Source organism: Dehalobacter sp. DCA, from assembly GCF_000305775.1.
Classification (GTDB): Bacteria; Bacillota; Desulfitobacteriia; order Desulfitobacteriales; family Syntrophobotulaceae; genus Dehalobacter; species Dehalobacter alkaniphilus.
On record NC_018866.1, the window covers coordinates 736,670 to 762,414 of the forward strand.

At 43.6% G+C, this 25,745-nt stretch carries 23 protein-coding genes and 1 riboswitch; of the genes, 12 read left to right on the forward strand and 11 right to left on the reverse strand.

What is annotated here, in order from left to right; genetic code table 11:
- The first annotated feature begins 3 nt into the window (after positions 1-3).
- Both DHBDCA_RS03490 and DHBDCA_RS03495 read left to right on the forward strand, forming a co-directional pair.
- Positions 4-1,083, forward strand: a complete 1,080-nt coding sequence (locus DHBDCA_RS03490) for a GerAB/ArcD/ProY family transporter (RefSeq protein WP_256364961.1) — start codon at positions 4-6, stop codon at positions 1,081-1,083.
- The gene (locus tag DHBDCA_RS03495; protein ID WP_041225762.1) at positions 1,080-2,312 is read left to right on the forward strand and encodes a Ger(x)C family spore germination protein; all 1,233 of its coding nucleotides are present in this window, start codon (positions 1,080-1,082) and stop codon (positions 2,310-2,312) included. The genes DHBDCA_RS03490 and DHBDCA_RS03495 overlap by 4 nt, the downstream gene beginning before the upstream one ends.
- A gap of 8 nt (positions 2,313-2,320) precedes the next feature.
- Here the strand turns inward: DHBDCA_RS03495 and DHBDCA_RS03500 are convergent, their stop codons facing one another.
- Positions 2,321-3,505 (reverse strand): aminotransferase-like domain-containing protein, encoded by a 1,185-nt coding sequence (locus DHBDCA_RS03500; RefSeq protein WP_015042782.1) that lies wholly within the window; start codon positions 3,503-3,505, stop codon positions 2,321-2,323.
- A gap of 207 nt (positions 3,506-3,712) precedes the next feature.
- Between DHBDCA_RS03500 and DHBDCA_RS03505 the strand changes: the two genes are divergently transcribed.
- On the forward strand, positions 3,713-4,426 hold the full coding sequence (locus DHBDCA_RS03505; RefSeq protein ID WP_015042783.1) for a uracil-DNA glycosylase: 714 nt from the start codon (positions 3,713-3,715) through the stop codon (positions 4,424-4,426).
- Here DHBDCA_RS03505 and DHBDCA_RS03510 read toward each other — a convergent pair.
- From DHBDCA_RS03510 to DHBDCA_RS03520, 3 genes are all read right to left on the reverse strand, one after another.
- Positions 4,395-5,231 (reverse strand): CvfB family protein, encoded by an 837-nt coding sequence (locus tag DHBDCA_RS03510; protein WP_015042784.1) that lies wholly within the window; start codon positions 5,229-5,231, stop codon positions 4,395-4,397. The two genes, DHBDCA_RS03505 and DHBDCA_RS03510, sit on opposite strands and share 32 nt — an antisense overlap.
- A gap of 160 nt (positions 5,232-5,391) precedes the next feature.
- Entirely contained in the window at positions 5,392-6,018 is a 627-nt protein-coding gene (locus DHBDCA_RS03515) for a carbonic anhydrase (protein WP_015042785.1), read from the reverse strand.
- A gap of 151 nt (positions 6,019-6,169) precedes the next feature.
- Positions 6,170-7,354, reverse strand: coding sequence for a M24 family metallopeptidase (locus DHBDCA_RS03520; protein WP_015042786.1), 1,185 nt, complete (start codon positions 7,352-7,354; stop codon positions 6,170-6,172).
- 505 nt (positions 7,355-7,859) lie between these two features.
- On the opposite strand from DHBDCA_RS03520, the gene DHBDCA_RS03525 reads away from it, so the two are divergent.
- Complete coding sequence (locus DHBDCA_RS03525) at positions 7,860-9,230, forward strand: TrpB-like pyridoxal phosphate-dependent enzyme (RefSeq protein ID WP_034379337.1); 1,371 nt, start codon at positions 7,860-7,862, stop codon at positions 9,228-9,230.
- A gap of 202 nt (positions 9,231-9,432) precedes the next feature.
- Positions 9,433-9,567, forward strand: a riboswitch (cyclic di-AMP (ydaO/yuaA leader).
- 96 nt (positions 9,568-9,663) lie between these two features.
- A complete protein-coding gene (locus DHBDCA_RS03530) occupies positions 9,664-10,767 on the forward strand; it encodes a C40 family peptidase (protein ID WP_242824959.1) in 1,104 nt (367 codons plus the stop codon).
- Between the two features lie 79 nt (positions 10,768-10,846).
- On the opposite strand, the gene DHBDCA_RS03535 is transcribed toward DHBDCA_RS03530, so the two are convergent.
- Positions 10,847-11,032 carry a hypothetical protein gene (locus DHBDCA_RS03535; RefSeq protein ID WP_015042789.1) on the reverse strand — a complete coding sequence of 62 codons (186 nt, stop codon included), beginning with the start codon at positions 11,030-11,032 and terminating at the stop codon, positions 10,847-10,849.
- A 152-nt stretch (positions 11,033-11,184) separates the two neighbouring features.
- Between DHBDCA_RS03535 and DHBDCA_RS03540 the strand changes: the two genes are divergently transcribed.
- The 5 genes from DHBDCA_RS03540 (at position 11,185) to DHBDCA_RS03560 (ending at position 16,485) form a co-directional block, all read left to right on the forward strand.
- Positions 11,185-11,664, forward strand: a complete 480-nt coding sequence (locus DHBDCA_RS03540; protein WP_015042790.1) for a DUF456 domain-containing protein — start codon at positions 11,185-11,187, stop codon at positions 11,662-11,664.
- Between the two features lie 202 nt (positions 11,665-11,866).
- Positions 11,867-13,624, forward strand: coding sequence for an ABC transporter ATP-binding protein (locus tag DHBDCA_RS03545; RefSeq protein ID WP_015042791.1), 1,758 nt, complete (start codon positions 11,867-11,869; stop codon positions 13,622-13,624).
- A gap of 162 nt (positions 13,625-13,786) precedes the next feature.
- Complete coding sequence (locus DHBDCA_RS03550; protein ID WP_015042792.1) at positions 13,787-14,308, forward strand: hypothetical protein; 522 nt, start codon at positions 13,787-13,789, stop codon at positions 14,306-14,308.
- Positions 14,309-14,396: 88 nt separating this feature from the next.
- Positions 14,397-15,392, forward strand: a complete 996-nt coding sequence (locus DHBDCA_RS03555) for a DUF4474 domain-containing protein (protein ID WP_015042793.1) — start codon at positions 14,397-14,399, stop codon at positions 15,390-15,392.
- Between the two features lie 121 nt (positions 15,393-15,513).
- Positions 15,514-16,485 carry a DUF4474 domain-containing protein gene (locus DHBDCA_RS03560; protein WP_015042794.1) on the forward strand — a complete coding sequence of 324 codons (972 nt, stop codon included), beginning with the start codon at positions 15,514-15,516 and terminating at the stop codon, positions 16,483-16,485.
- 81 nt (positions 16,486-16,566) lie between these two features.
- On the opposite strand, the gene DHBDCA_RS03565 is transcribed toward DHBDCA_RS03560, so the two are convergent.
- Both DHBDCA_RS03565 and DHBDCA_RS03570 read right to left on the reverse strand, forming a co-directional pair.
- A complete protein-coding gene (locus tag DHBDCA_RS03565; protein ID WP_015042795.1) occupies positions 16,567-17,682 on the reverse strand; it encodes a DUF6765 family protein in 1,116 nt (371 codons plus the stop codon).
- A 91-nt stretch (positions 17,683-17,773) separates the two neighbouring features.
- The gene (locus tag DHBDCA_RS03570) at positions 17,774-18,538 is read right to left on the reverse strand and encodes a MerR family transcriptional regulator (RefSeq protein WP_021315964.1); all 765 of its coding nucleotides are present in this window, start codon (positions 18,536-18,538) and stop codon (positions 17,774-17,776) included.
- A 418-nt stretch (positions 18,539-18,956) separates the two neighbouring features.
- Between DHBDCA_RS03570 and DHBDCA_RS03575 the strand changes: the two genes are divergently transcribed.
- Together DHBDCA_RS03575 and DHBDCA_RS03580 are read left to right on the forward strand one after the other, a co-directional pair.
- Positions 18,957-20,249, forward strand: a complete 1,293-nt coding sequence (locus DHBDCA_RS03575) for an IS30 family transposase (RefSeq protein ID WP_015042798.1) — start codon at positions 18,957-18,959, stop codon at positions 20,247-20,249.
- A gap of 409 nt (positions 20,250-20,658) precedes the next feature.
- Positions 20,659-21,144: a rubrerythrin family protein gene (locus tag DHBDCA_RS03580; RefSeq protein WP_015042799.1), complete on the forward strand. Its 486-nt coding sequence runs from the start codon at positions 20,659-20,661 to the stop codon at positions 21,142-21,144.
- Between the two features lie 320 nt (positions 21,145-21,464).
- Here DHBDCA_RS03580 and DHBDCA_RS03585 read toward each other — a convergent pair whose 3' ends face one another.
- The 4 genes from DHBDCA_RS03585 to hslO all read right to left on the reverse strand — a co-directional run bounded on the left by DHBDCA_RS03585 (position 21,465) and on the right by hslO (position 25,738).
- Complete coding sequence (locus tag DHBDCA_RS03585) at positions 21,465-23,390, reverse strand: MFS transporter (protein WP_015042800.1); 1,926 nt, start codon at positions 23,388-23,390, stop codon at positions 21,465-21,467.
- Positions 23,391-23,424: 34 nt separating this feature from the next.
- On the reverse strand, positions 23,425-23,856 hold the full coding sequence (locus DHBDCA_RS03590; RefSeq protein ID WP_015045127.1) for a MarR family winged helix-turn-helix transcriptional regulator: 432 nt from the start codon (positions 23,854-23,856) through the stop codon (positions 23,425-23,427).
- Positions 23,857-24,073: 217 nt separating this feature from the next.
- Complete coding sequence (locus DHBDCA_RS03595; protein WP_015042803.1) at positions 24,074-24,826, reverse strand: SDR family NAD(P)-dependent oxidoreductase; 753 nt, start codon at positions 24,824-24,826, stop codon at positions 24,074-24,076.
- A gap of 33 nt (positions 24,827-24,859) precedes the next feature.
- On the reverse strand, positions 24,860-25,738 hold the full coding sequence (hslO, locus tag DHBDCA_RS03600) for an Hsp33 family molecular chaperone HslO (RefSeq protein WP_015042804.1): 879 nt from the start codon (positions 25,736-25,738) through the stop codon (positions 24,860-24,862).
- Between the last annotated feature and the right edge of the window lie 7 nt (positions 25,739-25,745).

The window sequence follows — 25,745 nt, forward strand, 5'->3', positions numbered from 1 at the left end:
AAGATATCCGGTGTACAACTTGCTTCTTTGATGTTTATGATTGTCATGTCCACTGCGATCCTGTTAATCCCCGGCATAACAGCGGAAAAGGCCGCAGAATCAGCCTGGCTTTCCGTCCTGATTGCACTTGCTGTCGGGATCGTTAACCTTATGCTGATTTATTATCTGGGACGGCGGTTTCCAAAGCTGACGCTGCCCGAATATGCTGAAATCCTGCTCGGCAAAACCCTCGGAAAAGTCCTGACTTTCGGCTATGTATTATTCTTTTTGATCATAAGTATCACGGTATTAAGAGAGTTTACTGATTTTTTAAATATGAACCTTATGCCCGAAACTCCGCCTTATGTTTTTCAAACAGGTTTGATGATTGTGGCTGCCTATGCGGTTGTTAAAGGAATCGAAGTGATTGTGCGGGTCAACCAGTTTATTCTGCCTTTGTTTATACTGTCTCTGGCGGTCTTGCTGGCGTTAGCCGTCAGAGATATGGATCTAAACAATCTGCAGCCTTTTCTGGATAAGGGTGTCCTGTCCGTTCTGGATGCTTCCCTTGTTCCTGTAGCCTGGTTTGGCCAGATTGTTGTACTCGTATTTTTATTCCCAAAAGTAAACCAGGCGGAGGATATTTTAAGGAATGGCATCTTCGGAATTATTGCTGCCGGTATCCTGCTGACTTTCATTACTGTTGCCACCCTTACTGTTTTTGGGCCGGAATACACGGGTGATATGTATTTTGCTTTTCTTTATTTAGCTAAATATATCAAATTTATTACGATTCAAAGGCTTGAATTCCTTGTTATTTTTATCTGGGTATCCGGTATCGTCGTCAAAGTAGCTGTCATGTATTACTTAGAGACAATGACCTTAGTCCGGATGTTTTCTCTCCAAAGCAAGAAGTATGTTCTCCTGGGGTTTGCTCTACCAAATATTATTCTGCCAAACTTATTATTTGAGAGTCCTGTTGATGTCGGTCATTTTCTTAAGAATATATGGCCATCGATCGCTTTAACGTTTGAGCTGCTGATCCCTGGTCTGCTGTTGCTGCTGACTGTCATCAAAAAGAAAAAAGTGGGGCGTTACCATTGAAGAAACTACTAAAAAAACTCCGTTTTAGATACATAGGGACCTTCAGTATATTGCTCTCACTTTTATTATTCTGTTCAGGATGCTGGAGCAATAAGGAAGTCGAAACGCTAGCTTTTGTCACGCTAAGCAGCTATGATTATACCCAAATCAACGGTCAGGATGTTTGGACTGCGGCCACGCTGATCCTGAAGCCGCAAGGCAGTCAGGGACAAGATGAAGGAAAGAAGTCCAGTTTGAGCGGCAATGCAGAACAGCTTGTCACCGGTCAGGGACCAACAATGCAGGATGCAATTAGAAATTATTCCGCAAAATTGTCAACCGTCCCTTTTTATGGTTACGCTACAGGCACGATTATTGGGGAAGAGGCCGCCAAAAGAAAGGCACCTGAGATGATCGAACATCGTGCCCGCTTCCCGCAGACTCGGCCACGCGATATCCTTTTGGTAGCCAAAGGTGAAGTCAAGGAAATACTTATGACGGGAGGCACGATGGACCAGTTGTTTTCTACGGAGGTATCCCAGTTTATCGATTTAAAAGCTACAAACACCGGCAAATCCTACAGTATGTATTTCTATAAGTTTGTATCCTGGCTGACAAGTACTGACCGCGATGCCGTTTTACCACAAATTAAGATTATACCCTTGGAATCGGATAACAAAGAATCCGGAGCTAATCCCAAAACTGAAGGAAGCATTATCGAAGGCCTGGGTGTTTTTCAGTCTGGCCATTTGGTGGGCTGGCTTGATGAGGAACAAACCATCGGTTTTCTGCTGTTGACGCAAAAAATCAACAAAGGCCCGATTTCCATCCCCGTTCAGAAGGACGGAACCATGTTTAACTATTTTCTAAGCAGTTCAGCGTATAAAGTAAAACCAGTCGTCACCAACGGAGAGATATCTTACCAGGTTACAATTCAGACAAAAGGAGAAATCGATGAAAATAACGGTTTAAGACTGACCAAAGAGGATATTGAGCAATTAGAACCTGTCATTAGTGAAAAACTAAAAAAAATAGCCACTGCAACAGTTAACCAGGCCAAAACCTACAAGGCTGATTTTTTGGGTTTCTCCGAAAAGCTGCATCACAAAGATCCCAAAACATTTCATGCTTTGGGATCGGAATGGCGGGAAGCTTTTGTGAACGCTAATGTTGAAATTAATGTAAAAGCAAAGATCATTAGCACCGGCAGACTGAAAGAAGAATTAGAAGTGAATCCTCCGAATGAATGAAATCCACATCAGACAAATTCGCGCAGGACACCGGCAAGGCTTTGCAGTCCTGCTTCAATTTTGTCATCAGGCATATTGGAAAAATTGATTCGGAAAGTATTTTCCCTGCCGCCGTTCGGGAAGAATGAACCGCCGGGTACAAACGCGACGTTCTGTTCCAGGCTTTTGATCAGCACATCTCTGGCATTGACATTCGCCGGAAGCTCAATCCAGGCAAAGAGCCCCCCTTTGGGTCTGGTAAAGGTGACTCCTTCGGGAAAATAATCCTCCATTAATTTTACCGTCAGATTGCGGCGTCTTTTATAAACTTTGCGAATTTTTTCAATATGTTCGTCGATATTATACATTTCAAGGTATTTGGCGATTTCTCTCTGGGCCAGGGTGTTGCACTGCAAATCCGTTCCCTGTTTGACAAGGACATATTTTTCAACAACCTTCTGATCACCGGCAACCCAGCCGATCCGGTAACCCGGGCAAAATATTTTGGAGAACGTTCCGAGGCTTAAAACGCAGCCCTTATGGTCAAAAGCCTGCAGGGACGGAAGTGGTTCATCCTCAAAACGCAATTCACCATAAGGATTATCTTCAATGATCATGACCTGGTGTTTCATAGCTGCCTTAACCAGGTGTTCCCTGCGGGGCAGTGTCCATGTTCTGCCCGTCGGGTTCTGAAAGTCAGGAATCACATAAATGAGTTTAACGTTTGGCGTACTATCCAGAATCCTGTCCAATTCCGCAGGGATCATACCCTCCTCATCTGTCGGCACTTCTTTGAATTCGCAGCCATAAGCTTTAAACGCACTGATGGCAGCAAGATACGTTGGACTTTCGCACAGCACGACATCTCCTTCATCAAGAAAGACCTTTCCGGAAAGATCCAGGGCCTGTTGTGAACCGTGGGTCAAAAGGATATTATCCGGCTCAAATTGGGTGCCTAGCCGGTTATTCATGCGTGCTGCAATCCATTTCCGTAAAGGAAGATAGCCTTCGGTGGTCGTATACTGCAAAGCTTCTGTCCCTGCTTCTTCCAGCACAATCCTGCTGACTTCTTTAATTTCGTCTACCGGAAACAGCTCCGGTGCCGGGAGTCCGCCTGCAAAGGAGATTATTTCCGGATTTTCGGTGACTTTTAGTATCTCCCTGATTTCTGAAGCTTTTAAATGGTTGATTCTTTTTGCATAGTTGTATTCCATGACTCTCTCTTTTTCCTGCCTTTTCGCACAAATTCACATATTTATTAGTATCCCACATTTGATAGGAAGATTAAAGTCCTAATCTAGTAGATCGATTCGTAAATCCCCTAACAATGACGATACCTTGGTTTGCCCGGATTAGCCTCCAGCTCTTGTAAGTTAATTTTGCGAGAGAAAAATGTTATAATAAGTAGCGAGGTGATAGGAATGCAGATTCTTAAAAATGACTGGCATGATTTGCTTCATGCCGAATTTGATAAAGAATACTATCAGAAGCTTCGGAAGTTTCTAATCGTTGAGTACCGCTCCCGAACCGTCTTCCCGGATAAATTCGACATCTATAATGCCTTGCATTATACGGCGTATAGAGATGTAAAAGTGGTTATTCTGGGCCAGGATCCCTATCATGGTCCTCATCAGGCCCATGGCTTAAGCTTTTCTGTCCAGCCTGGTGTTCAGGCCCCGCCGTCCCTGATGAATATTTTTAAAGAACTGCACGATGATTTGGGATGTTATATTCCAAACAACGGATATTTAAAGAAATGGGCCGACCATGGTGTCCTGCTGCTGAATGCTTCGCTGACCGTCCGGTCAGGCCAGGCCAATTCCCACAGTAGCATCGGCTGGGCCCAGTTTACCGATAAAATCATCGAGCTCTTAAATGAGCGGGAAGACCCTGTTGTTTTTATCCTCTGGGGAAAAAATGCCCAGTCCAAGCTGAGCATTATCCATCAGTCCAGGCATTGTATCATTAAATCCGTCCATCCCAGTCCGTTATCCGCCCATGCCGGTTTCTTCGGCAGCAGACCGTTTTCTAGCGCCAATCAATTTTTGGTCTCGATTGGCAAGAAGCCAATTGACTGGCAAATAGAAAATCTGCCTGCCTCATCTACCACATTAGCCGGATCGCATCGTCCGTGATTTGGATTGCACCTTCTTTGAGCAGCCTGCCTAACGCCCGCTTGAAGGCAGATTTGCTCATTTTCAGTTCCGACTTGATTTTTTCGGGGGGACTGCTGTCATTGAGCTTAAGCACACCGCCGTTTGCTTTTAACTTCTCTAAAATAACCCGGGCATCCGTCTCTATTTGCTGGGCAATCTCTTGTCTTAAACTTAATTCCAGCTTGCCATCCTGTCTTACCTTCTTGATTCGGATGTCGACCTTATCACCGATTGCGATGCTGCCATACAATTCTTTATTTGGAATCATACCGTGATATTGATTATCCACGGCGACAAACGCACCAAACTCAGGATTAAAGTTATAGATAGTGCCATGGGCATTGTCATTCTCTTTATAAGGAGAGTTTATTTTGAGCGAATCATATATTTTCATTGTGGCATATAATTGATAGCTGTTATTGAGCGCTAATCCCACTAGGTAGGTACCACCTTTTTTGACCTCACCAACTTGCTCTTTAAGTGGCAGCAATAAGTCTTTCTCCAGACCCCAGTCTAAGAAAGCGCCAAATTCTGTGGTATCGACGACAGTTAAAGCTGCCGTTTCACCGAGTACCAACTTTGGCTTTTTTATGGTGGCCATGATCCTTTCTTTCGTATCTTTATACACAAACACTTCGATTTTATCACCTATTTTGATATCCTTTGGAGCCAGACTTATCGGTAATAATATACTATTTTGCGTATCGTTCTTTGCATTCAGGATATGCCAATTTTGAGATGTTTTCACGACTTTTAATTCCTGCATTTTGCCATATTCAATCATCTAAATTCCCTCTTTATTTCATATATCAGATCTTAGTATTTCCTATTATATCTTTATTTAAAAGATTGTACTACCATCGGTCATTTTTATACCAAAAATCCAGGAAATCATACGAGCGTTGACTCCTGGATCAAACCGTCATCTAATACTTGATTTGCAGTTAATTCACAAGTTCAAATTCGCTGTTTTGCCGATTATAACGAAAGACCTCACCAGTTTCAATGATGTAGTACCAGCCTTCCATGGTCAGCGTCTGATTCAGGACTTTTTCCCTGATAAACGGATAAGTTAACAAATGTTTGAGCTGCTCAACAATGTTGATTTGTTCAGTCATCCATTCCCTTTTTGCCATATCTTGTTCCGGGATATCCATTGCTGTTATTTTATCCTTAACCGGTCCAGCCAACTCCAGCCATTTCCGGGTATGCGGAATGGATTCCATTTCTTTCTCCGAGGCATACAGTGATTTACACCCTCCGCAATTGGAATGGCCGCAGACGACGATATGCTGAACGCCAAGGATATTGATGGCATATTCAATTGCAGAAGTAGTGGCCAGGTATTCCTCTGTATTGCGGTAAGGCGGTACGATATTGGCAATATTCCGGATGACAAACAACTCTCCGGGCAATGTCCCAGTGATTAAATTGGGGACCAGTCTTGAATCCGAGCAGCCGATGAATAAAGTGTGCGGGCTTTGGGAATTCCCTAGTTCCTCAAAAAGCTGCCTGTGCTGCTGGAAATCCGTTTCTTTAAATTGAATAAGGCCCTGAAGTAATTTCTCCATATTTTACATCCTTGCTTCTTATTTATAGATAAGCCTTTTACACATAAGTCATCTTTCCGGCCATTTTGCCGTCCATAACGATATTTGCGCCGTTGAAAAATACCTAATACTATAGCTAGCTTCTTAAATACTATCCTATGCTTTGATAGTCTTATACCTCGATAATATCCGTTCCTCCGCCCGTAAGACATCTGCCGCCGGCAGCGCTCACCACATAGGTGTCTTCCACGCCTACCATGCCAATGTTGGGCAGACCCTTTTTCGGTTCGAGCGCGACGACCATATTCGCTGTGAGCTCCGCATTATAACCATTCGTAATAACAGGCAGCTCATCGACATGAAGTCCAATGCCGTGACCAAGAAACTTGACTTGTCGTTCTCCATATCCCATAAAATTCCTCCTGAAGTCTTCACTGAGTGTGCCCATGACAGATTGATAGATTTCTGAGGGTATCGCCCCTGGAATCAGCTTCGCGGCCAGACGTTGTTCAACTTCCAGACAGGAACGATGAGCCTTCACGACATCGGCATCAGGCTTGGTTCCAAAAATATAGACCTGGGTTTTATCAGAATGATAGCCATTGCAGCCAAAACCGATATCGACAAAAACCAAATCCCCCTTCTTCAGCTTTCTTTCCCGGCTGCCTAACAAAGGAACGGCAGGACACATGCCATATGCCCCACCGGGACCGTCAAAACTGGTCGGATAAAGAGAACTTTCGCCAAAACCGATCTGTCCGGCAACCATTTCCGTCTGAAACATTGAAAAACGGCTGACCCCATGATGTCCAATCTTGATCATGGCGGTAAAAAGTTCCGCTACAAAATCAGCCTCGCTCATACCCTCCCTGAGCATTTGTGGAACAAGTTCATACAGCAGTCGGCAATGGTTTTTCCCTGCTTGTTCCATCCATTCGAGCTCATAGGGCGATTTGACCGATCTGACCGACAGCACCAGCTTGTCCACTGAATGGATGTCTGTCATCGTGAAGTATTTCTTCAGCCGCTGCAGCATGGCAATCGGCACCATTTCTGTCTCGAGATATGTATTGCCTAGCTCAGATCCGATAATCCCGGCCGCATCACGGTAACTTTCCATCGGATAGATCGTTGTCAGGGGCGATTCAGCTTTGGCGCGCTCATAACTTCGGCGCACAAAATAGTGCCGGGTCCGGTCTTTTTGAATTACAAGCATGCCGTCCTGCATTGTTCCTGTAAAATAATACTGATTCACTTTACCAAGTATAAGGATAGCATCCCATTCAGGAAAGGTCTGATCCATGAGGCCGCACAAGTGATTCCGTCTCCGGTCAAGTTCGTTTATCATAAGTGTCATTGACAGTTCCTCCGTTAGAGAATGTATCGCGTACTTCTCTAGAGTTTACCATACTTTGCGTTTTTTCAAAATGGTACAATTCCCTGACTTTGGGGTTCTTACATTCTCTTGACAAAAAACTAATTTCAAGCTAAGATTTAAACAATATTTGATACTGTTAAACCGCAGAATGAGAGTAGTAACATGATGTTTGCTGTTTCAAGAGAGCCGCAGTCGGTGGAAAAGCGGTAACAGCACTGATGTGAATGGACTCATGAGGGCCGTGCAGAGATTACAAAGAATGATTGATGTAAGCGTATGCAGGCCGGGAACTCCGCCCGTTATGAATGGAGCGTATGTCCGTCATACGTTTTAAGCGGCGTGTAAACGCAAGTTGGGTGGTACCGCAGAGATCAAAGTCTTTGTCCGATAGTTTGGATAAAGGCTTTTTTTTAATAGATTTTCGTTTATTCATCGAAGATTAATTAAAAGATAGTTATTAATAATTTGGAAAGGAATGAAGACCATGACAAGCATACCTTACAAAATCTATTTACCTGAAGAAGAGATGCCCAAGTACTGGTATAATGTAAAAGCTGTTATGAAAGAGCTCCCGCCGCCCTTTATCCATCCGGGCACCATGAAGCCTTGCACCGCAGATGATCTGCGGCCGATCTTCTGTGATGAACTGATTGAACAGGAACTGAACAACACGGACGAATATATTGAAATTCCTGAGGAAGTTCGCGAATACTACAGGATGTACCGTCCTTCCCCGCTCGTGAGAGCCTATAATCTTGAAAAGCTGCTGGATACACCTGCAGAGATCTATTTTAAATTTGAAGGCACGAATACTTCAGGTTCCCACAAATTAAACTCTGCAGCTGCCCAGGTTTATTACGCCAAAAAACAGGGGCTTTCTTCACTGACAACGGAAACCGGTGCCGGACAATGGGGTACGGCCTTATCGATGGCCTGTGCGTTTTATAATATTCCATTAACGGTCTATATGGTGAAGGTATCTGCAGAACAGAAGCCTTACCGGAAAGCTGTCATTGAAACCTATGGCGGAAAAGTCATTCCATCTCCTTCCGACACGACGGAAATTGGCCGGAAGATTTTGGCTGAAAACCCCGGCACAGGCGGTTCTCTTGGCTGTGCGATTTCGGAAGCGATTGAAACATCTGTCAAAACCGAAAACTGTCGTTATGTACTTGGCAGCGTACTCGACCATGTCCTGCTGCACCAGTCCGTGATCGGCGAAGAAACCAAGCTTGCCTGTGACAAATACGGCATTGAGCCTGAAATGATTATTGGCTGTATCGGCGGCGGGTCGAACTTTGGCGGTCTGGTTGCACCTTTCATGGGTGACAAGATCCGCGGCAAAAACAATATCGAGTTTATTGGTGTTGAACCTGCCTCCTGCCCTTCTCTGACCCGCGGCAAATATGCGTTTGATTTTGGGGATACAGGAAAAACGACACCCCTGATCAAAATGTATACGCTCGGATCAGGGTTCATTCCCTCTCCGAATCACGCCGGAGGCCTCAGGTATCACGGTATGAGCGGAATCGTTTCCAAACTGTACAATGACGGCTATATGACAGCCCGGGCAGTTGAACAGTCCAAGGTATTTGAAGCAGCTACAGCCTTTGCGCGCTGTGAAGGCATCCTGCCTGCTCCAGAATCCGCACATGCTTTGCGGGTTGCAATGGATGAAGCGCTCAAGTGTAAAGAAACCGGTCAAAAGAAGACCATCCTGTTTGGCCTGACTGGCACCGGATATTTTGATATGGCTGCTTATATGAGCTATAATGCCGGCACAATGACAGACTATATTCCGACCGATGCTGATCTGGAAAAAGGCTTTGCAACGCTGCCAAAAGTGGATCTGTAGAATCAGCATTCCTAACAGACTTCGTGATAAGGGAATGTATCTAAACACAGCCTATGAAGGGCGTCTCAAATACAAATTGAGGCGTCCTTCCTTTATATATCTTGGGTGTTGTAGCTTTGCACCGCGTTATAAATTTTCGTTCCAAGGCAGGATATTTTAATTATGTGTCGAATTACAATAAAATTGTGTATTATAATATAAACTAAATGAAGAGCTGAATCCAGGACAGCCTGGAGCGGGGGAACTTCTTTTTCTGGGGTGAATCGCATTTTGCGTAGGGCCTATACCTTTGGTCCGAATCCGTCAACTAACCTCGTAAGCTAAGAAAGGTGAAAATTTGATGCATTTTAAGCAGATCATTCGCGTTACCTTGACCTGCCTTAAAAAAATATCATGGAAATCACCGCGCCTTCTCGGTGGTTTATTTATTACTATGATATTAATCGGGTCGTTTGCCTGTTACCTTGCCGCCCCAATGAATGCCATCGCTGTCTCTGTCAACGGAAAACAACTTGGACTCGTCTTTAACCAAAATACCGCAGATACACTTATGGCGTCTGCAGCCAAAGAAAAACCTTACGAGATGGCCTATACCAATATCACCATCAGCAATGCCAATTATCTTCGTTCTGCGCTGCGGCCAAACAATGTTGAAGAAAAGATTAATCAACCCTACGATGCCTATCAGTTTGCCATCAATGGTACTGTGATTGCCGTTTTGCCGGATGCGGAAGATATTGATCAGGTCTTAAAAGAATTTCAGGCTTATTACGTGAAACCCACGAAAGATAATGTCGTGACTTCCGTTAAGATCGCCGAAGACGTCACATCCTCCAAAACAACCGCCGGGCTTTCTCAAATTCAGTCACCTGAACAAGTTTTGAAATCTCTGATTAACCATAACTCCCTTACGGTCATCTGTCAGGGAAAATATACGGAAACCCAGAAAATCCAATATGATATCATCACGAAGAAGGATTATAAGCTCGGCTTTGGCAAAAAAGAAGTGATTACGGCAGGCAGTGACGGATCGAAGTCCGTAACCTATTCTTATGTCCAGAGTAACGGCAAGTATTCGGAAAAGCAAGTTGTCAAGGAAACGATTCTCCAGGACGCTGTGACTGAAGTGATTGCCGAAGGCCCGACTGCCAAACCAATCCTGGTTGCTTCCAGATCCAACAGCTGTTCGAATGTCGTCGATTATGCACTGGGCTATGTCGGATGCCCGTATGTTTATGGCGGAATAAGCCCCGGCGGGTTTGACTGTTCCGGATTTACCCGCTATGTATACGCTGCGGCCGGTGTCTCCCTTCCCCATTCCTCTTTCGCGCAGTATGCTTCCGGTTCCCCGGTTGGCAGGGATGAGCTGCAGCCGGGAGACCTTGTCTTTTTCTCGACCTATGCCCGGGGCGCCTCACACGTCGGTATTTATATTGGCGGAGGACAATATGTGCACGCCTTTAATTATTCAACCGGCGTTGTCATATCCAATCTAAGCGCGCATTCGTCCAGTTATCTTGGTGCCCGCAGATATTAACAACTGGCAAGAGTTATCAAAACGAATGGGATGATGCTAATAGTTAACTTTTAGCATCATTTTTATTGCAAATTTCTTCCTAATCTCTTGCGCTCTGCAAGGCCTCACCCATCGAGATTTGATTGATCTTCCTTCTACTTAAGGCTTTAGCCAGCGTATAGGTCCAATTGATCAAACGTCCCCATCGGCTTACAGGTCCTTTTGGTGCTCCGGATAGAATTCTTCCTACCATTAGATTCGTCCGTACAAGTCTGGTTTTTTGCATGATAACCTCCGAGCTGTTTGTTCTGAAAAATTGAATTTTTCTTTCCAATCCAGTATATTTATACGGGTAAGCAGCAAATTCATTGGTTATTATCATTGGTTATTATCATAGAACATATGAATGATCCTATCTGAAAATGGAGGGAAGAAAGAATGGATATGATTGCTTTAATCATTGCGGTTGTTCTCTTTATTGCGGGTATTGTTGGAACTGTTCTTCCCGTTTTGCCCGGCGTCATTTTGATCTATGCAGGCATGCTGGCCTATGGCTTCATGACAGGCTTCGCAACATTAAATGCCTACTTTTTCATCCTGCAGGCCCTGGTCGTAATCCTGCTGTTCTTTGTGGATTATTTTGCCTCGGCTATCGGAACGAAACGCTTCGGCGGAAGCAAGCAGGCAGCCTGGGGCGCAGTGATCGGCACCATTCTGGGTTTGATCGTTCTTGGACCGCTTGGTATTATTCTCGGTCCGTTTTTGGGGGCGATTGCAGCCGAACTGATCCGTGGTACGGAATTAAAGAAGACAATCCAAATTGGTTTAGGTACACTGCTCGGTGTCCTTGGCGGTACTGCTGTCAAGATCGGTGCCGAAATCATTATGATTGTCTATTTTTTCGTGCGCATCTATTAATGACTTTGCATAAATATTCTATAGAAAGCACATTTCCCCTTTGATTTTCTGACAGAAATATTAATTTCATTGTTTCCGCAGAATGGAATTTATCCGCCTGATTTTTTCTTTTTAATGAAATATGCTATACTGTTCCGAGAAAAGAGTTAAGATTCCTGCAAGTGTTTGCAGGCTTTATTTTTAGAAAGCGTGGCTCTGCAGCATGAATATCCTGAATCGTTTTGTTCGTTATTATAAGCCTTACCGCCTGTTGTTTTATACGGATATGCTTTGTGCAGTGATTGTCTCCGTCGTCGATCTGTCCTTCCCTCAAATCCTAAATCACTTAAGCAAAAACGTTTTTACTCAAGGCAGAGAAGTGATCCTGCACAGCATCGGCTTTTTCGGCGCAGCATTGCTGACACTCTACATAATCCGCTACTTTTGCCAGTATTTTATCACTTGCTGGGGCCATATCATGGGAGCCCGGATGGAAGCCGACATGCGCAGAGATTTATTCACGCACTATCAGCGTCTGTCTTTCTCTTACTACGACCAGAACAATACCGGTGAGCTGATGTCCAGACTCGTCAATGACCTTTTTGACATTTCCGAACTGGCTCATCACGGACCGGAGAATATCTTTATTTCCTTCCTGAAAATTATTGGGTCATTTGTTTTGCTGATGCTGCTGAATGTGCCGATGACTCTTATCCTGCTCGCTGTCACGGCGATCATGGTGATTTTCAGTATTCAGCGTAATCTCAAGATGAAAGCGGTCTTCCTCGATAATCGGGTCAAAATTGCCAAAGTCAACGCAAGCCTTCAAGATAGTCTGGCCGGAATCCGGGTGGTCAAGTCCTTTGCCAACGAAGAAGCAGAAAAAATGAAATTCCGGAAAAGCAATCAGGACTTTCTGGCATCCAAAGCCGGCAGCTATAAAATGATGGGAGGTTATTTTGCCTGGAATTCCTTCTTTTCTGGGCTGCTTTATATAGTTGTCATTGTCTCCGGCGGCTTGTCCATTGCCGGTGGATCACTAACACTTACGGAACTTGTCATTTACCTGCTTTACATCAATATCTTTGTTCAGCCCCTGGAAGTACTGGTTAATTTTACCGAACAGTTTCAAAAGGGTTTTGCCGGGTTTAAACGCTTTGAGGAAATTATGGAGACAAAACCTGATATTATTGAAAAACCAAACGCCCTGCCTCTGGAAAATGTCAAAGGTGAAATAGAATTTTCCAATGTTTCTTTCCGATACAACCTCGATGATGATGTCCTCCAGAATGTCAGCATCCGAATTCCTACCGGAAGGAAAGTTGCTCTGGTCGGTCCCTCTGGCGGCGGAAAAACAACACTGTGCTCCCTGCTCCCCCGTTTTTATGACGTTACCGAAGGAACCATTACGATTGACGGTAACGATATCCGGGATATCACGCTGGAATCCTTAAGAAATACAATTGGGATTGTGCAGCAGGATGTCTATATGTTCAGCGGTACGATTAAGGAGAACATTGCCTACGGCAAAGCGAATGCCTCCGACCAGGAAATCATCGAGGCTGCCCGCAGTGCCAACATTCATGAATTCATCATGTCTTTGGGACTCGGTTATGACACGTTCGTCGGTGAACGGGGCGTCCGGCTTTCGGGAGGACAAAAACAACGACTGTCGATAGCAAGGGTATTTTTGAAGAACCCGCCGATATTAATCCTGGATGAAGCGACTTCGGCACTGGATAACGAAAGTGAACGCTATATTCAGGAGTCTCTGTCCAAGCTATCGCATAACCGGACGACGATTATTATTGCCCATCGTCTGAGTACCATTAAAAATGCTGACGAAATTATTGTCATTACAGATGAGGGCATTCAAGAAAGAGGCACTCACCGCCAGTTGATTAATCTTGACGGGATCTATGCCCGGTATTACAACATGCAGTTTGAGGGAATCGATACACAAGAACGTCAGCCGAAGTAAAGCAGATCAACGTAAACGTATTCAAAGTAATTATTGTCCATAAGCACTAATGATCGGTATTATTTTGCCGAAAAATTTTTACAGAAAAATTTAACTTAATAATATTTTTGTTATTTGACAAAAATAAGTTAGGTCATAATTGCTTATGGAGGTAAAGATAAAATGGATGAAAAAAACAAGACCATCTTAGCTTCTGCCAAAAAAGACATGGAAGTTAGTGAGGAAATCGGCGATCTAAGAAGCCAGTTATCCGCAATGGAAAACACCATGAATCAGTTGAAACAAGTATCATTCAGTAACTTTTCTTCTCAGGGTAGTACAGTAAATCAGAACGAAATCATTCAGCAAAGCCAGCAGGCAGCCAATCAGCTGCAGCAGCAAATTCAGGGCTTCCGTAACCAGACCCAGCAGCAGAAACAGCAGGCAGATCAACAGCTGCGACAAGCTATCCAAACGGCGATGACCGCTTTGACACAGGCTAATCAGCAGATCCAGGCTCACCAAGTACTGGAACAGATGGGTCAACTTATTGATCAGACTCAAGGCCAGTTATTTCAGATGAGCCAGCAGAGTCAAAATATGGTCAGCCAGCAGGGCCAGCAAAGCCAAAGCCAGCAGCCTCCTCAGTATGGGCAAAGCATTCAGGGTCAGAGTATGCAGGGACAGAGCATACCGAGTCATTAATCTCAATTTATCAATACCCAGTATTTGCATACTGGGTATTTTTACATATTATATCCATATATTGGTATTCTATTAAGGAGGAAGGAAGATGTTATTATTTAACAGAAATGCCTCATACTCTTATCATCAAAGTATGCAGCAATCAACCTGGGATGAGTCAATAACTGAGACTGAGACTGAACCTGATTCAGCACTTGCAACAGAAGAAAATAAATCTCATACCGGGTCTGTCTCTGTTGGCACCGGTAACGAAGACCTTGATGAAATCATTGAAATTGCCGGTTATTCCTATGATGCGCGACAGGATATTTTTATCTCGAATATGAAGCCCTGGCAAAGGTATATCGGTTACTGCCGGCTTTTTGATGAGGCTGCCGCACCGCTTGGCATGATTATCGACTGTGAACCCATAACCTTTGATTACCTCAACGAAAAGTGGATGGTTGGCCTTTGGAAAGGTCAGTATGATTTGGTCAGCGGCGGTGAAATCGGCCTGTATAAGTCAAACGGTCTTGTTTACCAGTCCGTCAACGATAAGGAGCTTCTGGACATGTCGTATACCATCAAGAAGGATGGAAAAAAACTTTTCTCCAGAAAAGCAAAACATTGGTGGCTGACCGGTTTCAAACTCGGAGAATTTGCTGAGCCGAATGAGCTGACGATGGATATCTGCCTCACGTTGAAAGACGTTAATATGAGGAATGCTTTTCTCGCAGGAATGCGTAAAGTTGGCTACAATGAGCACGAATTAGCCGTACGGGATAACAGCGTAAGCTTCACGTTCGATATCCCCAAGACGGCCCAGCCCTGGACCCGCACACGATTGACTGATCAGTTGATCCAGCGCAAAAATAAATTCTTATGTGAAAAATATCAGGAAGTAACCGGCTCTGAGGGTACCGTCCAGGAAAGGCTCAAATTGTTGGAAAAACAAGATCCCGGAATGTACAAGAAAGTGAAAAAAATTGGCAAACGCACCCCTTCCCTGGAAGCCTGGATGGAAGTATTGATGACAGCTCTGATTATTATCCTCTTTTTAAGAGCCAATACAGTCAGATTACAACGTTTAAGCATTGAATCCTAAAATTCTATTCATTCTAAAAATTTTATTTGTCACGGACAAACCTGTTCCAGAGTTTGTCCTTTTTACATAAAATATTATTGTCAAATATTCTAAAAATTAAATCTGTTAAGGGGCGAATCCGATGTTATTTCACAAATCCAACGCTTTCATTCGCTATCCTATTCAAACCGGAATCTCCAATCCTGAAATTATGAAACGTCTTGCGGTTCCCGCTCAAGGTACCGGTGACCCCGATTTGGATCAGGTGATTGAAAATGCCGGTTATCGGTATGATCCAGAACAGGATATTTTTTACTCGACTTTAAATCCATGGCAAAGAAATGCCGGGTATTGCCGAATTTATGATGAGGTATCAGCCCCGACGGGTATGATTATTGATTGTGAACCGGTTTATTTTGAATATGACGGCAAGAAATGGATGATTGGCTTCTGGAAAGGTCAGTACGATCTGGTAACCGGCGGAGAAATCGGGATTTATACCGGGGCATTTCATTTTACGCTTCCGGGAATTTTCAGCGGAATGTTTTATAAATCTGCAGACAACGATGAATTGCTGCCGATGTCCTTCGTGTTAAGGAAGAATGGGAGCGTACTCTTTACCCGATCAGAGAAACACTGGTGGCTGACAGGTTTTAGATTAGGCGAATTTTCTGATCCTTCGGAATTGACGATGGATATTGATCTTGCTTTTCCGAATACAGCAATGCGGGACGCTTTTCTAAACGGTTTAAGAGATGCCGGATACAATGACCAGGAATTTTATTTTTCCGGAAATAACGTATCTTTCACTTTTGCTAGGCCTCATACCGTACAGCCAAGAACGCGGAAACCCAGTACAGACCGGCTCATTCAGGCTAAAAACAAATTGTTATGTGACAAATATCAGGAAATCACGGGTCCTTACAGCACAATGCAGGATAAAATGAAAGCGATTGAGAGCCTAGCCCCGCAGTTATATCAAACCGTCTTAAGACTCGGAAAGAGCAAGGAATTTTATGAATTGTGGATGAAGGTTCTGATCCTGGGCTTAGTTGGTCTTTTTGGTTACAGAAGAAGCAGAGAACTTTTCGAACATCAAAGAATCAGTGAATAGCAGCAGTTATCGGGACAAAAGGTCCCTTTTTTTTGCCTATTTTTAACGATCCCCTCTCAAACCTACCTCTTTATCTCTTCGTTATTTAGGAATAAACAGTTTGTTTTGATGACAGCATTCAAAGAATCTTTTTTTATACCACCTGACCGCCTGATAAAAATGGTACCAGTCGGATTCTGCAAAATGATCAGCAAGAATCACATTGTCTACTCTCCTGTTGTTAAAGGTCTGGGGATTAAAATTTTGAAACGCTTTTCTCAGCCATTCACTCTCCTGATAGACAATGCCAGACCATTCATTTTTCTGAAACATCCCGTATTCAAGCATGAAGGCAATCCAGCTTTCTTCCCTGTTTCTATCCGAATCTTTATTAATCAGCTGGCTCATAAGTTTAGGGGTATCATCGAATTGATAATTTGCATCCCGGAATTCAGGATGTTTTTTTAAATAAATCTCAAGGTACCCTTTTATCTTGGTCAAAGCCCGCTGATACCTTTCTTTATTGTCAATCTCCACAACGGTGTATCTGCCCTCGAAGGTATCGCTGCTGTCATACCGATAGGCCCAAACAAGGTAAGGCAGATCAGGAAAGGTCAACGCCTGCCCGTGTCCATAAGCGGGCACAACACGGTCAAACATTTCGTCATATTTTTCTCCGCATAACTGTTTAAACAAATACAAAATCAGATCAGGTATTCCTAAGTAGACTTCATTGCGTGCTCCGCAATGATTAATATCATTCACTTTGCTGAGCATGCCGCTGAAACCCTGATGCGAAAAAGTATCGGCATAAGCATGCAGAACAATCCCAAATTTAATCAGATTATTGTCGTCCAGGGCCTCATTTAAAAGCACCAGGGCCACCGGCGACTCCTCTTTACAGCGGAGTTTCTTAGTAAAGTTTTCTCCTTTGCAGCCAGGAACAAAATGAAAGGCACAGGTATTGTTGATCATTGCCTCGTAATTAAACGTTTTTATTTTAAAATAGGAATGACAGGTTGCCATATTTAAAAAAACGGCACGGTTATCAGAGCGGTCAACACTGACTTCCGGTGCCGGATTTTGAATCGTCATCAGATTAATTCTGGCATCATCGACATACTGCGAAGCATAGGCAATTTTTCTGGAGCTTTCCTTGTTGAACCCGCATGACCTGCAAAATGCCAAAAGCGCATAATAATGAATATCTCTTTTCAATAGAAGGTTCCTCCTTTGCCATGTCCATCTTGATCTTATAAAAACCTTCAAGATAATATATGGAAATGGCAAAACGGAAGTGAACCTTTTTCTATTCCTTCATCCCGGTATAAATAAGAATCGCATCCCGTAAAAAGGCTGCTGTCCCAGGCTGCTTCTTATCGTAGTAGGCTGTAAACCTCGGGTCATCAGCATACATCTGTCCCAGACCGGCATGTGCTTCTTTGCTGTATTCCTTCCAAAAACAGCTCAGCCAGTTACGGTGCAGCTCTGCGGTTTCCTGAGCAAGTCCGGAGGCAGGATCACCTGTTTGGAAAGCTGCTTCAAGCTTTTCCGTAATCATGGCAGAAAGCCTAGTCATTTCTTCATACTCCTCAGGTTTCATGCCCTGAAATTTTTGATTGGACTGATCGACAACATCGTCTCCATATTTTTGGCGAATTTCCTCGCCATAAGCTGCTTCATTTTTCTGAATCATTTTTTTCTTGAGTCCTTCAAATTTTTCTTGGTCAGACATGGTAATACTCCCTTCATAAGACGCAATCGTTTTCTCAATATTCACGATCAGGCTTTCAAGCTGCGCTTTTTTTTCCAGCAGCTGTGAACGGTGCTTCCGGAAAGCTTTTAGTTCATTAAAAGACGGTGAATTGACCACTTCCTTAATTGTTTCCAGCCCCATACCCAGTTCACGATAAAGCAAGATCTGCTGCAGCCTGTTTACTTCCGCCTGTCCGTATAGGCGATAGCCTGAAGAATTAATCCTGGCCGGCTTTAGAAGCCCCATCTGATCATAATACCTTATTGTTCTGGGACTGATGCCTGCCAACCGGCTAAGTTTCTGTACAGAATATTCCACATCGCTCACCTCAAAATCAGGATACACCTTGACGCTGCGTCAATGTCAAGAAAAATATTTTCGATGCGTGAATTGGAAAATTAAATTCCAGTCCAGCCAAACCCTAACTGGAACTTACCATTGCAAAGATAGTGCTGGAAATTACTCTTCCAAATACCTCGTCAACCGGTTGAAACCAACCAATGGTTATCTTAAAATATAGTTACTTTACTTCCGCGTAGGATAGGGCAACACTGAGGAGTGACCCGAGCGGCGCGGAAGGTTTGCGGGAAGGCAGCCCATATCGTGCTGTCTTTTTTTGCTGCCTTTCCGGAAACAAAAGCGATAAACCTCGGGGTCAAGGGGCAGAGCCCCTTGGGTTATACTTGAGATTCAGCAGCATTCCGGATGGTGTTCTTTACCAGGGAGGATTATCATCATGGCAAAGAATACTCATTTAACATTGGATGAAAGGATCTCTATCCAGTCCTTAGTATCAGCCGGAGCAAAATTCACTGCTATTGGAGCGGAATTAGGAAAAGATCCGTCTACTATATCAAAGGAAATCCGCAATCACTACAAGGTAGCGGAGAAGGCTTCATTTAATCCCTGTATGCATCGTAAGGCTTGTAAGCATCATTCAGACTTATGTCGGGCATGCAGACAACGTTGGAGCAAAGATTGCCGCAAATGTGATTATGAAAAATGTCACACTATCTGCCCTGACTTTAAAGAACTTATCTGTCTTAAACTGAGAAAGCCTCCATATGTCTGCAATGGCTGTAATGAACGCCACAGCTGCAAGCTTCGCCGACATCTCTATGATGCTAAGTATGCTCAGGCTGAGTATGAATCTGTCCGCAGCGAAAGCAGACAAGGCTTTGCAATCACTTCGGATGAGCTTGCCAGAATAGATAGGATTGTCTCTCCGCTGGTCAAGCAGGGACAGTCTGTTCATCAGATCTGTGTCAATAATGGTGACGCGATCATGCTCGATGAAAAGACAATCTATAACTACATTGATGCAGGACTCCTTTCTGTCGGAAATATTGACCTTCCAAGGAAGGTAAGGTACAGAGTACGAAAGAAGAAAAAACCTGTGAAGGTCGATAAGCAGTGTCATAAGGGCAGAACCTATGATGATTTTCTTGAATACATGGAAGCCAACCGAGATATAGCTGTTGTTGAGATGGACTCGGTTGAAGGCCGTAAGGGTGGCAAAGTATTCATGACGCTGTATTTCAGAAACTGTAGCCTGATGCTGACGTTCATTCGCGATGCCAATACGGCTAGAACCGTCACTGACAAGATTAACTATTTGTATGAGACTTTGGGACACGATGCATTTGTTAAGCTGTTCCCAGTAATACTTACAGACCGTGGAAGTGAGTTTACGGATCCGTTATCCATTGAATTCACGGAAGACAAGGTTCGCCGTACACATGTGTTTTACTGCGATCCACAGCGCTCTGATCAGAAAGGAGGCATCGAGGTTACCCATGAATTCATCAGAAGAGTCCTGCCGAAAGGCACTTCCTTTGACAGCCTAGATCAAGCAGATGTCTCTCTAATGATGAGCCATATCAATTCATACAAAAGAAAAAAGCTGGGCAACCAGTCCGCCAACCAGTTGTTCAGCCTTTTCAATGGGGGAGATATCTTGCCTATGCTTGTCATACAAGACATCCCTGCTAATGAAATTAATCTAACACCATTGCTGCTGAAGAAATAACAACAGACAGAACACCATCCGGGCTTTGTAGAATAATACCCGATCGGGGGTGGAATTTAATTTTGCGAAAAAAGCGAGTTAAATTCGACCTCCGCTTGGTGTGCGTCAATTTTGAGCTGAGTGTTCGATTAATGTAATGCTATCACGGCTGGTGCCGGTTATGCAATCTATTTGGTTTAGTAACTTCCGGTTTGGAATCGTAAATTCCGGAAAATCGCGGATTTTTAGATGACTAGAATTTACTCTTGCAACAGGTGTGCTGAACTAGAATTTACAAATGCAAACTGGAAGTCAGGTTTCCAATTCACCAATATTTTCGATGCTTTGGGACAAAATAGGATATAATATTACAATTATAAGCTATTTATGGTAATATTATGAAAGCGAAGAATAATAAGGAGGGATTTATATGACATCGCAAGACAATATGAAAGAATCTTTTGCAGGCGAATCTCAAGCTAACCGAAAATATACCGCTTTCGCTCAGAAAGCTGAAGAAGAAGGATATAACGGCGCTGCCAAGCTATTTCGGGCAGCAGCTGAAGCTGAAGCCCTGCATGCGTTAAGCCAGATGAAAGTGCTGGGTATGCTGAAATCAACAGAAGAAAATCTCAAAGCTGGGATTGATGGTGAAACCTTTGAGTTTACGAAAATGTATCCGCGTTTTCTGGAGAATGCAAAAGACGAAGGTAATTCTGAAGCACAAAGAGTTTTTCACTTAGCCAACGAGGCTGAGAAATCACATGCCGCCTTATACAAAGACGCACTTAAAGATTTAACCGCAGACAACGACTATTATTACTGCCAGATCTGCGGCTATATCCATAAAAACGAAGCACCGGAAAAATGCCCCGTTTGCGGTGCACCCTCTTCCAAATTCAAAAATGTGCAATAAAAAGCCCAATCAAGAGCGCTGCTACAACGCTGCCGACAATTTTGCCGGCAGCGTTTTTATTGTTTAATAGTAAAGGTTTACGTCATGTAGCCTAACTGCTCTTCGGCTATTGCGCCATCCATGGCGCAAATAGCCGTGCTCCGCATCGTGCTCCGCTTGGCCGCAGATAGACTACATGACGTTATATTTTGGGTCCATTAAGCCATTATATAAAGATCTCTTGTCGCTTATTTGCTGTTTTGAAGGCTACAATTACCCAAGAATATAAAAAGAAGCGACTCAAAATATCAATTCTCTATACTTGTGGCTTGTGTTTAGCTCTATCCTTGCTTATTGACCGGTTTTCTTCGATAGAAGCACAGGAAGATCAAGCCAATCAGAGAAGAAATCGTAACTGTCAGATACACCTGCTTAAATCCGCTGTTTAAGGTTTTTTGGAATTCTGATTCAATGACCGTGCTTCTCTGATCAATCTCCGCAAGATAATTTTGTTTGGCTGTGTCAAAAGCTCCCGGGACGGCATCTTTTAAGACTGTCATTTTTTCTATCGTATCCCGGAAGGATACGCTTGACTGGGGCATCGATTCCACAACCGTAAGCTCATCAATTCCGTTTTGAATCCCGGTTTGAATATTCGAAATCATATCCGGAGCCATGCCAGCAAAGAAGCTCCCTGTAATCAATTTGCTGTTCTCCGTGATGGTCGTGACGTCAGAAGATTTTATTTTGTCCATCAGCTCGTCAGGAATCTGATAGTCACTGCTGCCGTTCATATTGATTTCAATCTTTTCCAGATAGGAAAAGTTGGGCATATCGACGGTTGCCAGAACATTTTTCATCATTGGATTGCTTTTCATCTCATTGATTTCTGTTGTAAGTTCCTGCGCATACGGCAGCTTCGGTATGGAGACTTCTTTGGGCAGCAGGTTCATTACATTATTCTGAACCGCCACTCCGGCATGCGCCAGAAAACCAACCATGACTGCCGGCGCAATCGCCGTTCCGATCGATCGAACAAGAGACAAGGCGGCGAGTGCCGAATTGGACTCTTCATCTTTGGTATTTTCCAGCATCATATAATTTAATGGTGTGCCCATCGTAAAGCCCATACCAAGACCCATGAGAACCAGACTGATGTTTACCGTCAGCATACTGGGCTGGTCAGCTGCGACAAAGATCAGAAACAGCGAACCAAGCAAAGATATCAGAAAACCTAGACCTAGAATCATTTTAGGTCCGTATTTATCGATCAGCTTTCCGGATAAAGGAGCGCCAACCCCTGCAAACAAACCGAGAATGATAACAAAATAGCCGCCACTTCCGGAAGCAATTTTCAGTGAGTTTTCGGCAAACTGCGGCACAAAAATCATCCCCATTAACACAATTCCGGTAATAAAGGCAATGATAAAGGTGATCATGACCCGTGAGTTTGTAAAATACGATAAGTTCATCACCGGATCCTCTGCTTTTTTCTCAGCCAGGATAAAGAAAGGAATAAGAATCCCAAACAGGGTCAGGAAAGGATAAACACTCGTACTGATTAAAGTTGACTTTAAATCAAAGAAGTCAATATTCTTGAGTCCATACATTAAAGCGAGAATCATCACGGTCAGAATCAGGATTCCACCGATATCAATCTTTTTGACATTGTCATTTCTGTTGTTTGGCAGACAGAGGAAGCCGGCGATCAGGATAAACAGCGTGATCGGCAGATTCACATAAAAAATAAACTGCCAGTTGCTCTTGCCGAAAATATCCAGAATTGCACTGCCTGCCGAAGCACCGAAAATATTGGCAATCCCGTATACTCCCCCAACCAGTCCCAGGGCCATCCCCCGTTTTTCCGGAGGAAAAGTCGTACCAAATTCAGCAGTCGCAACCGGAAGGATTCCGCCTCCGCCAAGCGCCTGGACGATCCTGGCTGCGAGCAGGACCGTAAAGCTGTTAAACTCCTGGGCTAAACCACAAAATAAAGAACCCAGACCAAAGAGAAAGATACTGGCAAGATAAATGTACTTGCGTCCGAACATATCAGCAAGTTTACCCATGATCGGAATACTGGCCGCATAAGCCAGTGTATAAATCGTAATCATCCAGATCCCGGTTTTTTCATCGACCAGCAAATTATTTTGAATAACTGTTCTGGCTGGTGTGACAATTCCCGTGTCAATCGCACCCATAAAAATACCGAGCAGATATAGAATCATAACGAGAACAAAGCTCTTTTTCGTATTTGATTTATTCAACTTGCTTAACTCCAATCTTTAGATTTTGATTGGTCTAAATCTTTTCGTATTTGCTGATGGCTTTCATGCTGTTGGCAGCAATGACCGACGTAATCCTTTCGAGCTGCGCAATATCTTCCTGGTTAAGTCCTTCATAGATGGCTGTATGCCAGTCAGTCAGGATTTCCTGCATGTTGTCCATTATTTCCACTCCCTTTGGTGTCAAGGAGATCATTTTCTCGCGGTGGTCCTCAGGGTTGATCATTCGATTCACATACCCTTTTTCTTCAAGTTTGCTTAAACTTTTGGCAACCGCTCCCTTGTCAATGACAAAAAAAGCGGCAATCATATCCTGATTTACTGGATCGTTTTTAGACAAAAACATTAGAATCTCTTGTTCGGAATGACCCAAATTATATTTTGTTAACCTTCTCATGGAATAGATGCGGCTAAACCGAAAAATAACCGATAGGTCTTTCATCAACATTACAATTACTCCTTCTAAAATAGTTGACCTAGACAACTGTTGTCCTGGCAACTATCCTATTTGATTTTTGGATGTTTGTCAACAGAAATATCTATACACAAATCTTTGTTACAAAAGACGTTGACAAAAAACTGGAGAATAACCCAAAATACAAAAATACCGTTGAAATTAAATTTCAACGGTTATGCATCAGTAAATATGCCTGATCAAGGAATTTCTAGACAAATTTTTCTTTTTGAATTTTATAGAGAAAACTTAATAGTATTTTATGCGGCATAATTTTCATAAATATAAAGGCAGCTTTCATGACTACTCCAGGAATAATCAGATGCTTATGCTTAAGCATCTGATCAACCGTATACCTAGCTACATGAGGACTGTTCAATGCCTTTACGCCAAACTTAATATTGGCAACTTTTGCGAACTCGGTGTGTACCGGCCCCGGGCAAAGCGCACCTACGTAAACCTTGCTGTTTGTTTTTCGAAGTTCCTCATGTACGGCTTCTGTCAGTCTGAGTACATAGGCTTTCGACGCATAGTAAGCAGCCATTAATGGTCCGGGTAAAAAGGCAGCCGAAGAAGCTACATTTAAAATATATCCCCGGTCACGCTGCTTGAAGTCTTGCAGAAACAATTTCGTTAGAATGTGAACTGCTTTGATATTGGTATTAATCAGTTCTAATTCTTTTCCAAGATCAGTCTGATCAAAATCACCGTACACAGCAAACCCGGCATTATTGATCAGTATATCAATTTCCTGGTCCTTGACCAGGTTGTAAAGACGGAAACAGGATTCTTCCTGTGCAAGATCAAGGCTGATTGTCTGGACATCGCAGGAAAGCTCATTCTTTAAATCTTCCAGCCTGTCAAGGCGCCGAGCAACCAGGATTAAATCATATCCTTTCGCGCTGAGCACTCTGGCAATATCCCGACCAATACCTGAACTGGCCCCTGTAATTAAGGCTTTCATATTCTTGATGTTTTCCTTTCTAAGCGCTATAGTTCACTTTGCGGCATTCCTCAGCTTCTCAAGTTCCTCTTTCGAAAACAGATACATCTCATTGCAAAAATGACACTGGACTTCCGCCTGACCGTCTGTTTGAATGATCTCTTTAATTTCCTCTTTGCCTAAGCTGATCATCGCGTTGCCGATCCGTTCCTTGGAACACTGGCATTGAAATTTCACCGGCATTTTCTCGAGTACCTGAACATTGTTTTTGCCTAAAATTTCTTCCAGCATCTCCTCTGGCGTAAATCCATGCTGAATCATCGTTGAGACCGGCGTAATCGTTTTAAGATGTTCTTCAATTTCAGAAATGGTCTCTTCAGCAGTTCCGGGCAATAGCTGGATAATAAAACCGCCGGAAGCTTGAATTGTATTATCCGGTGCAACCAAGACACCGAGTCCGACCGAAGAAGGAATCTGTTCGGATTTGACGAGATAATAGGTAAAGTCTTCCCCGATCTCTCCGGAATATAACGTAACCTGCCCTGTAAAGTAATCCCGCATACCCAGGTCCTTAACAACAGACAATGTGCCTTCAGAACCTACAGCTCCGCTGACGTCTAATTTCCCGATCCGATTTAGATCCAAATGCGTTTGAGGATTGGTGACATAGCCCCTGACTTCCCCGTGTGCATTGGCGTCAACCAGGATAATACCCAACGGGCCGTTGCCTTCAATCTTGACAGTCAGTTGTTCATCACCTTTGAGCATTGCCCCGAGCATTAGACCGGCGGTCAGTGTGCGGCCGAGTGCCGCCGATGCTGTCGGCCAGGTCTGATGCCTGCGCTGAGCTTCACCGACGGTTTCCGTCGTCAAAGCTGCGTAAGCGCGTACCTTGCCGTCATAACCCAAAGCCTTAATCAAATAATCGTTCATTTCAATC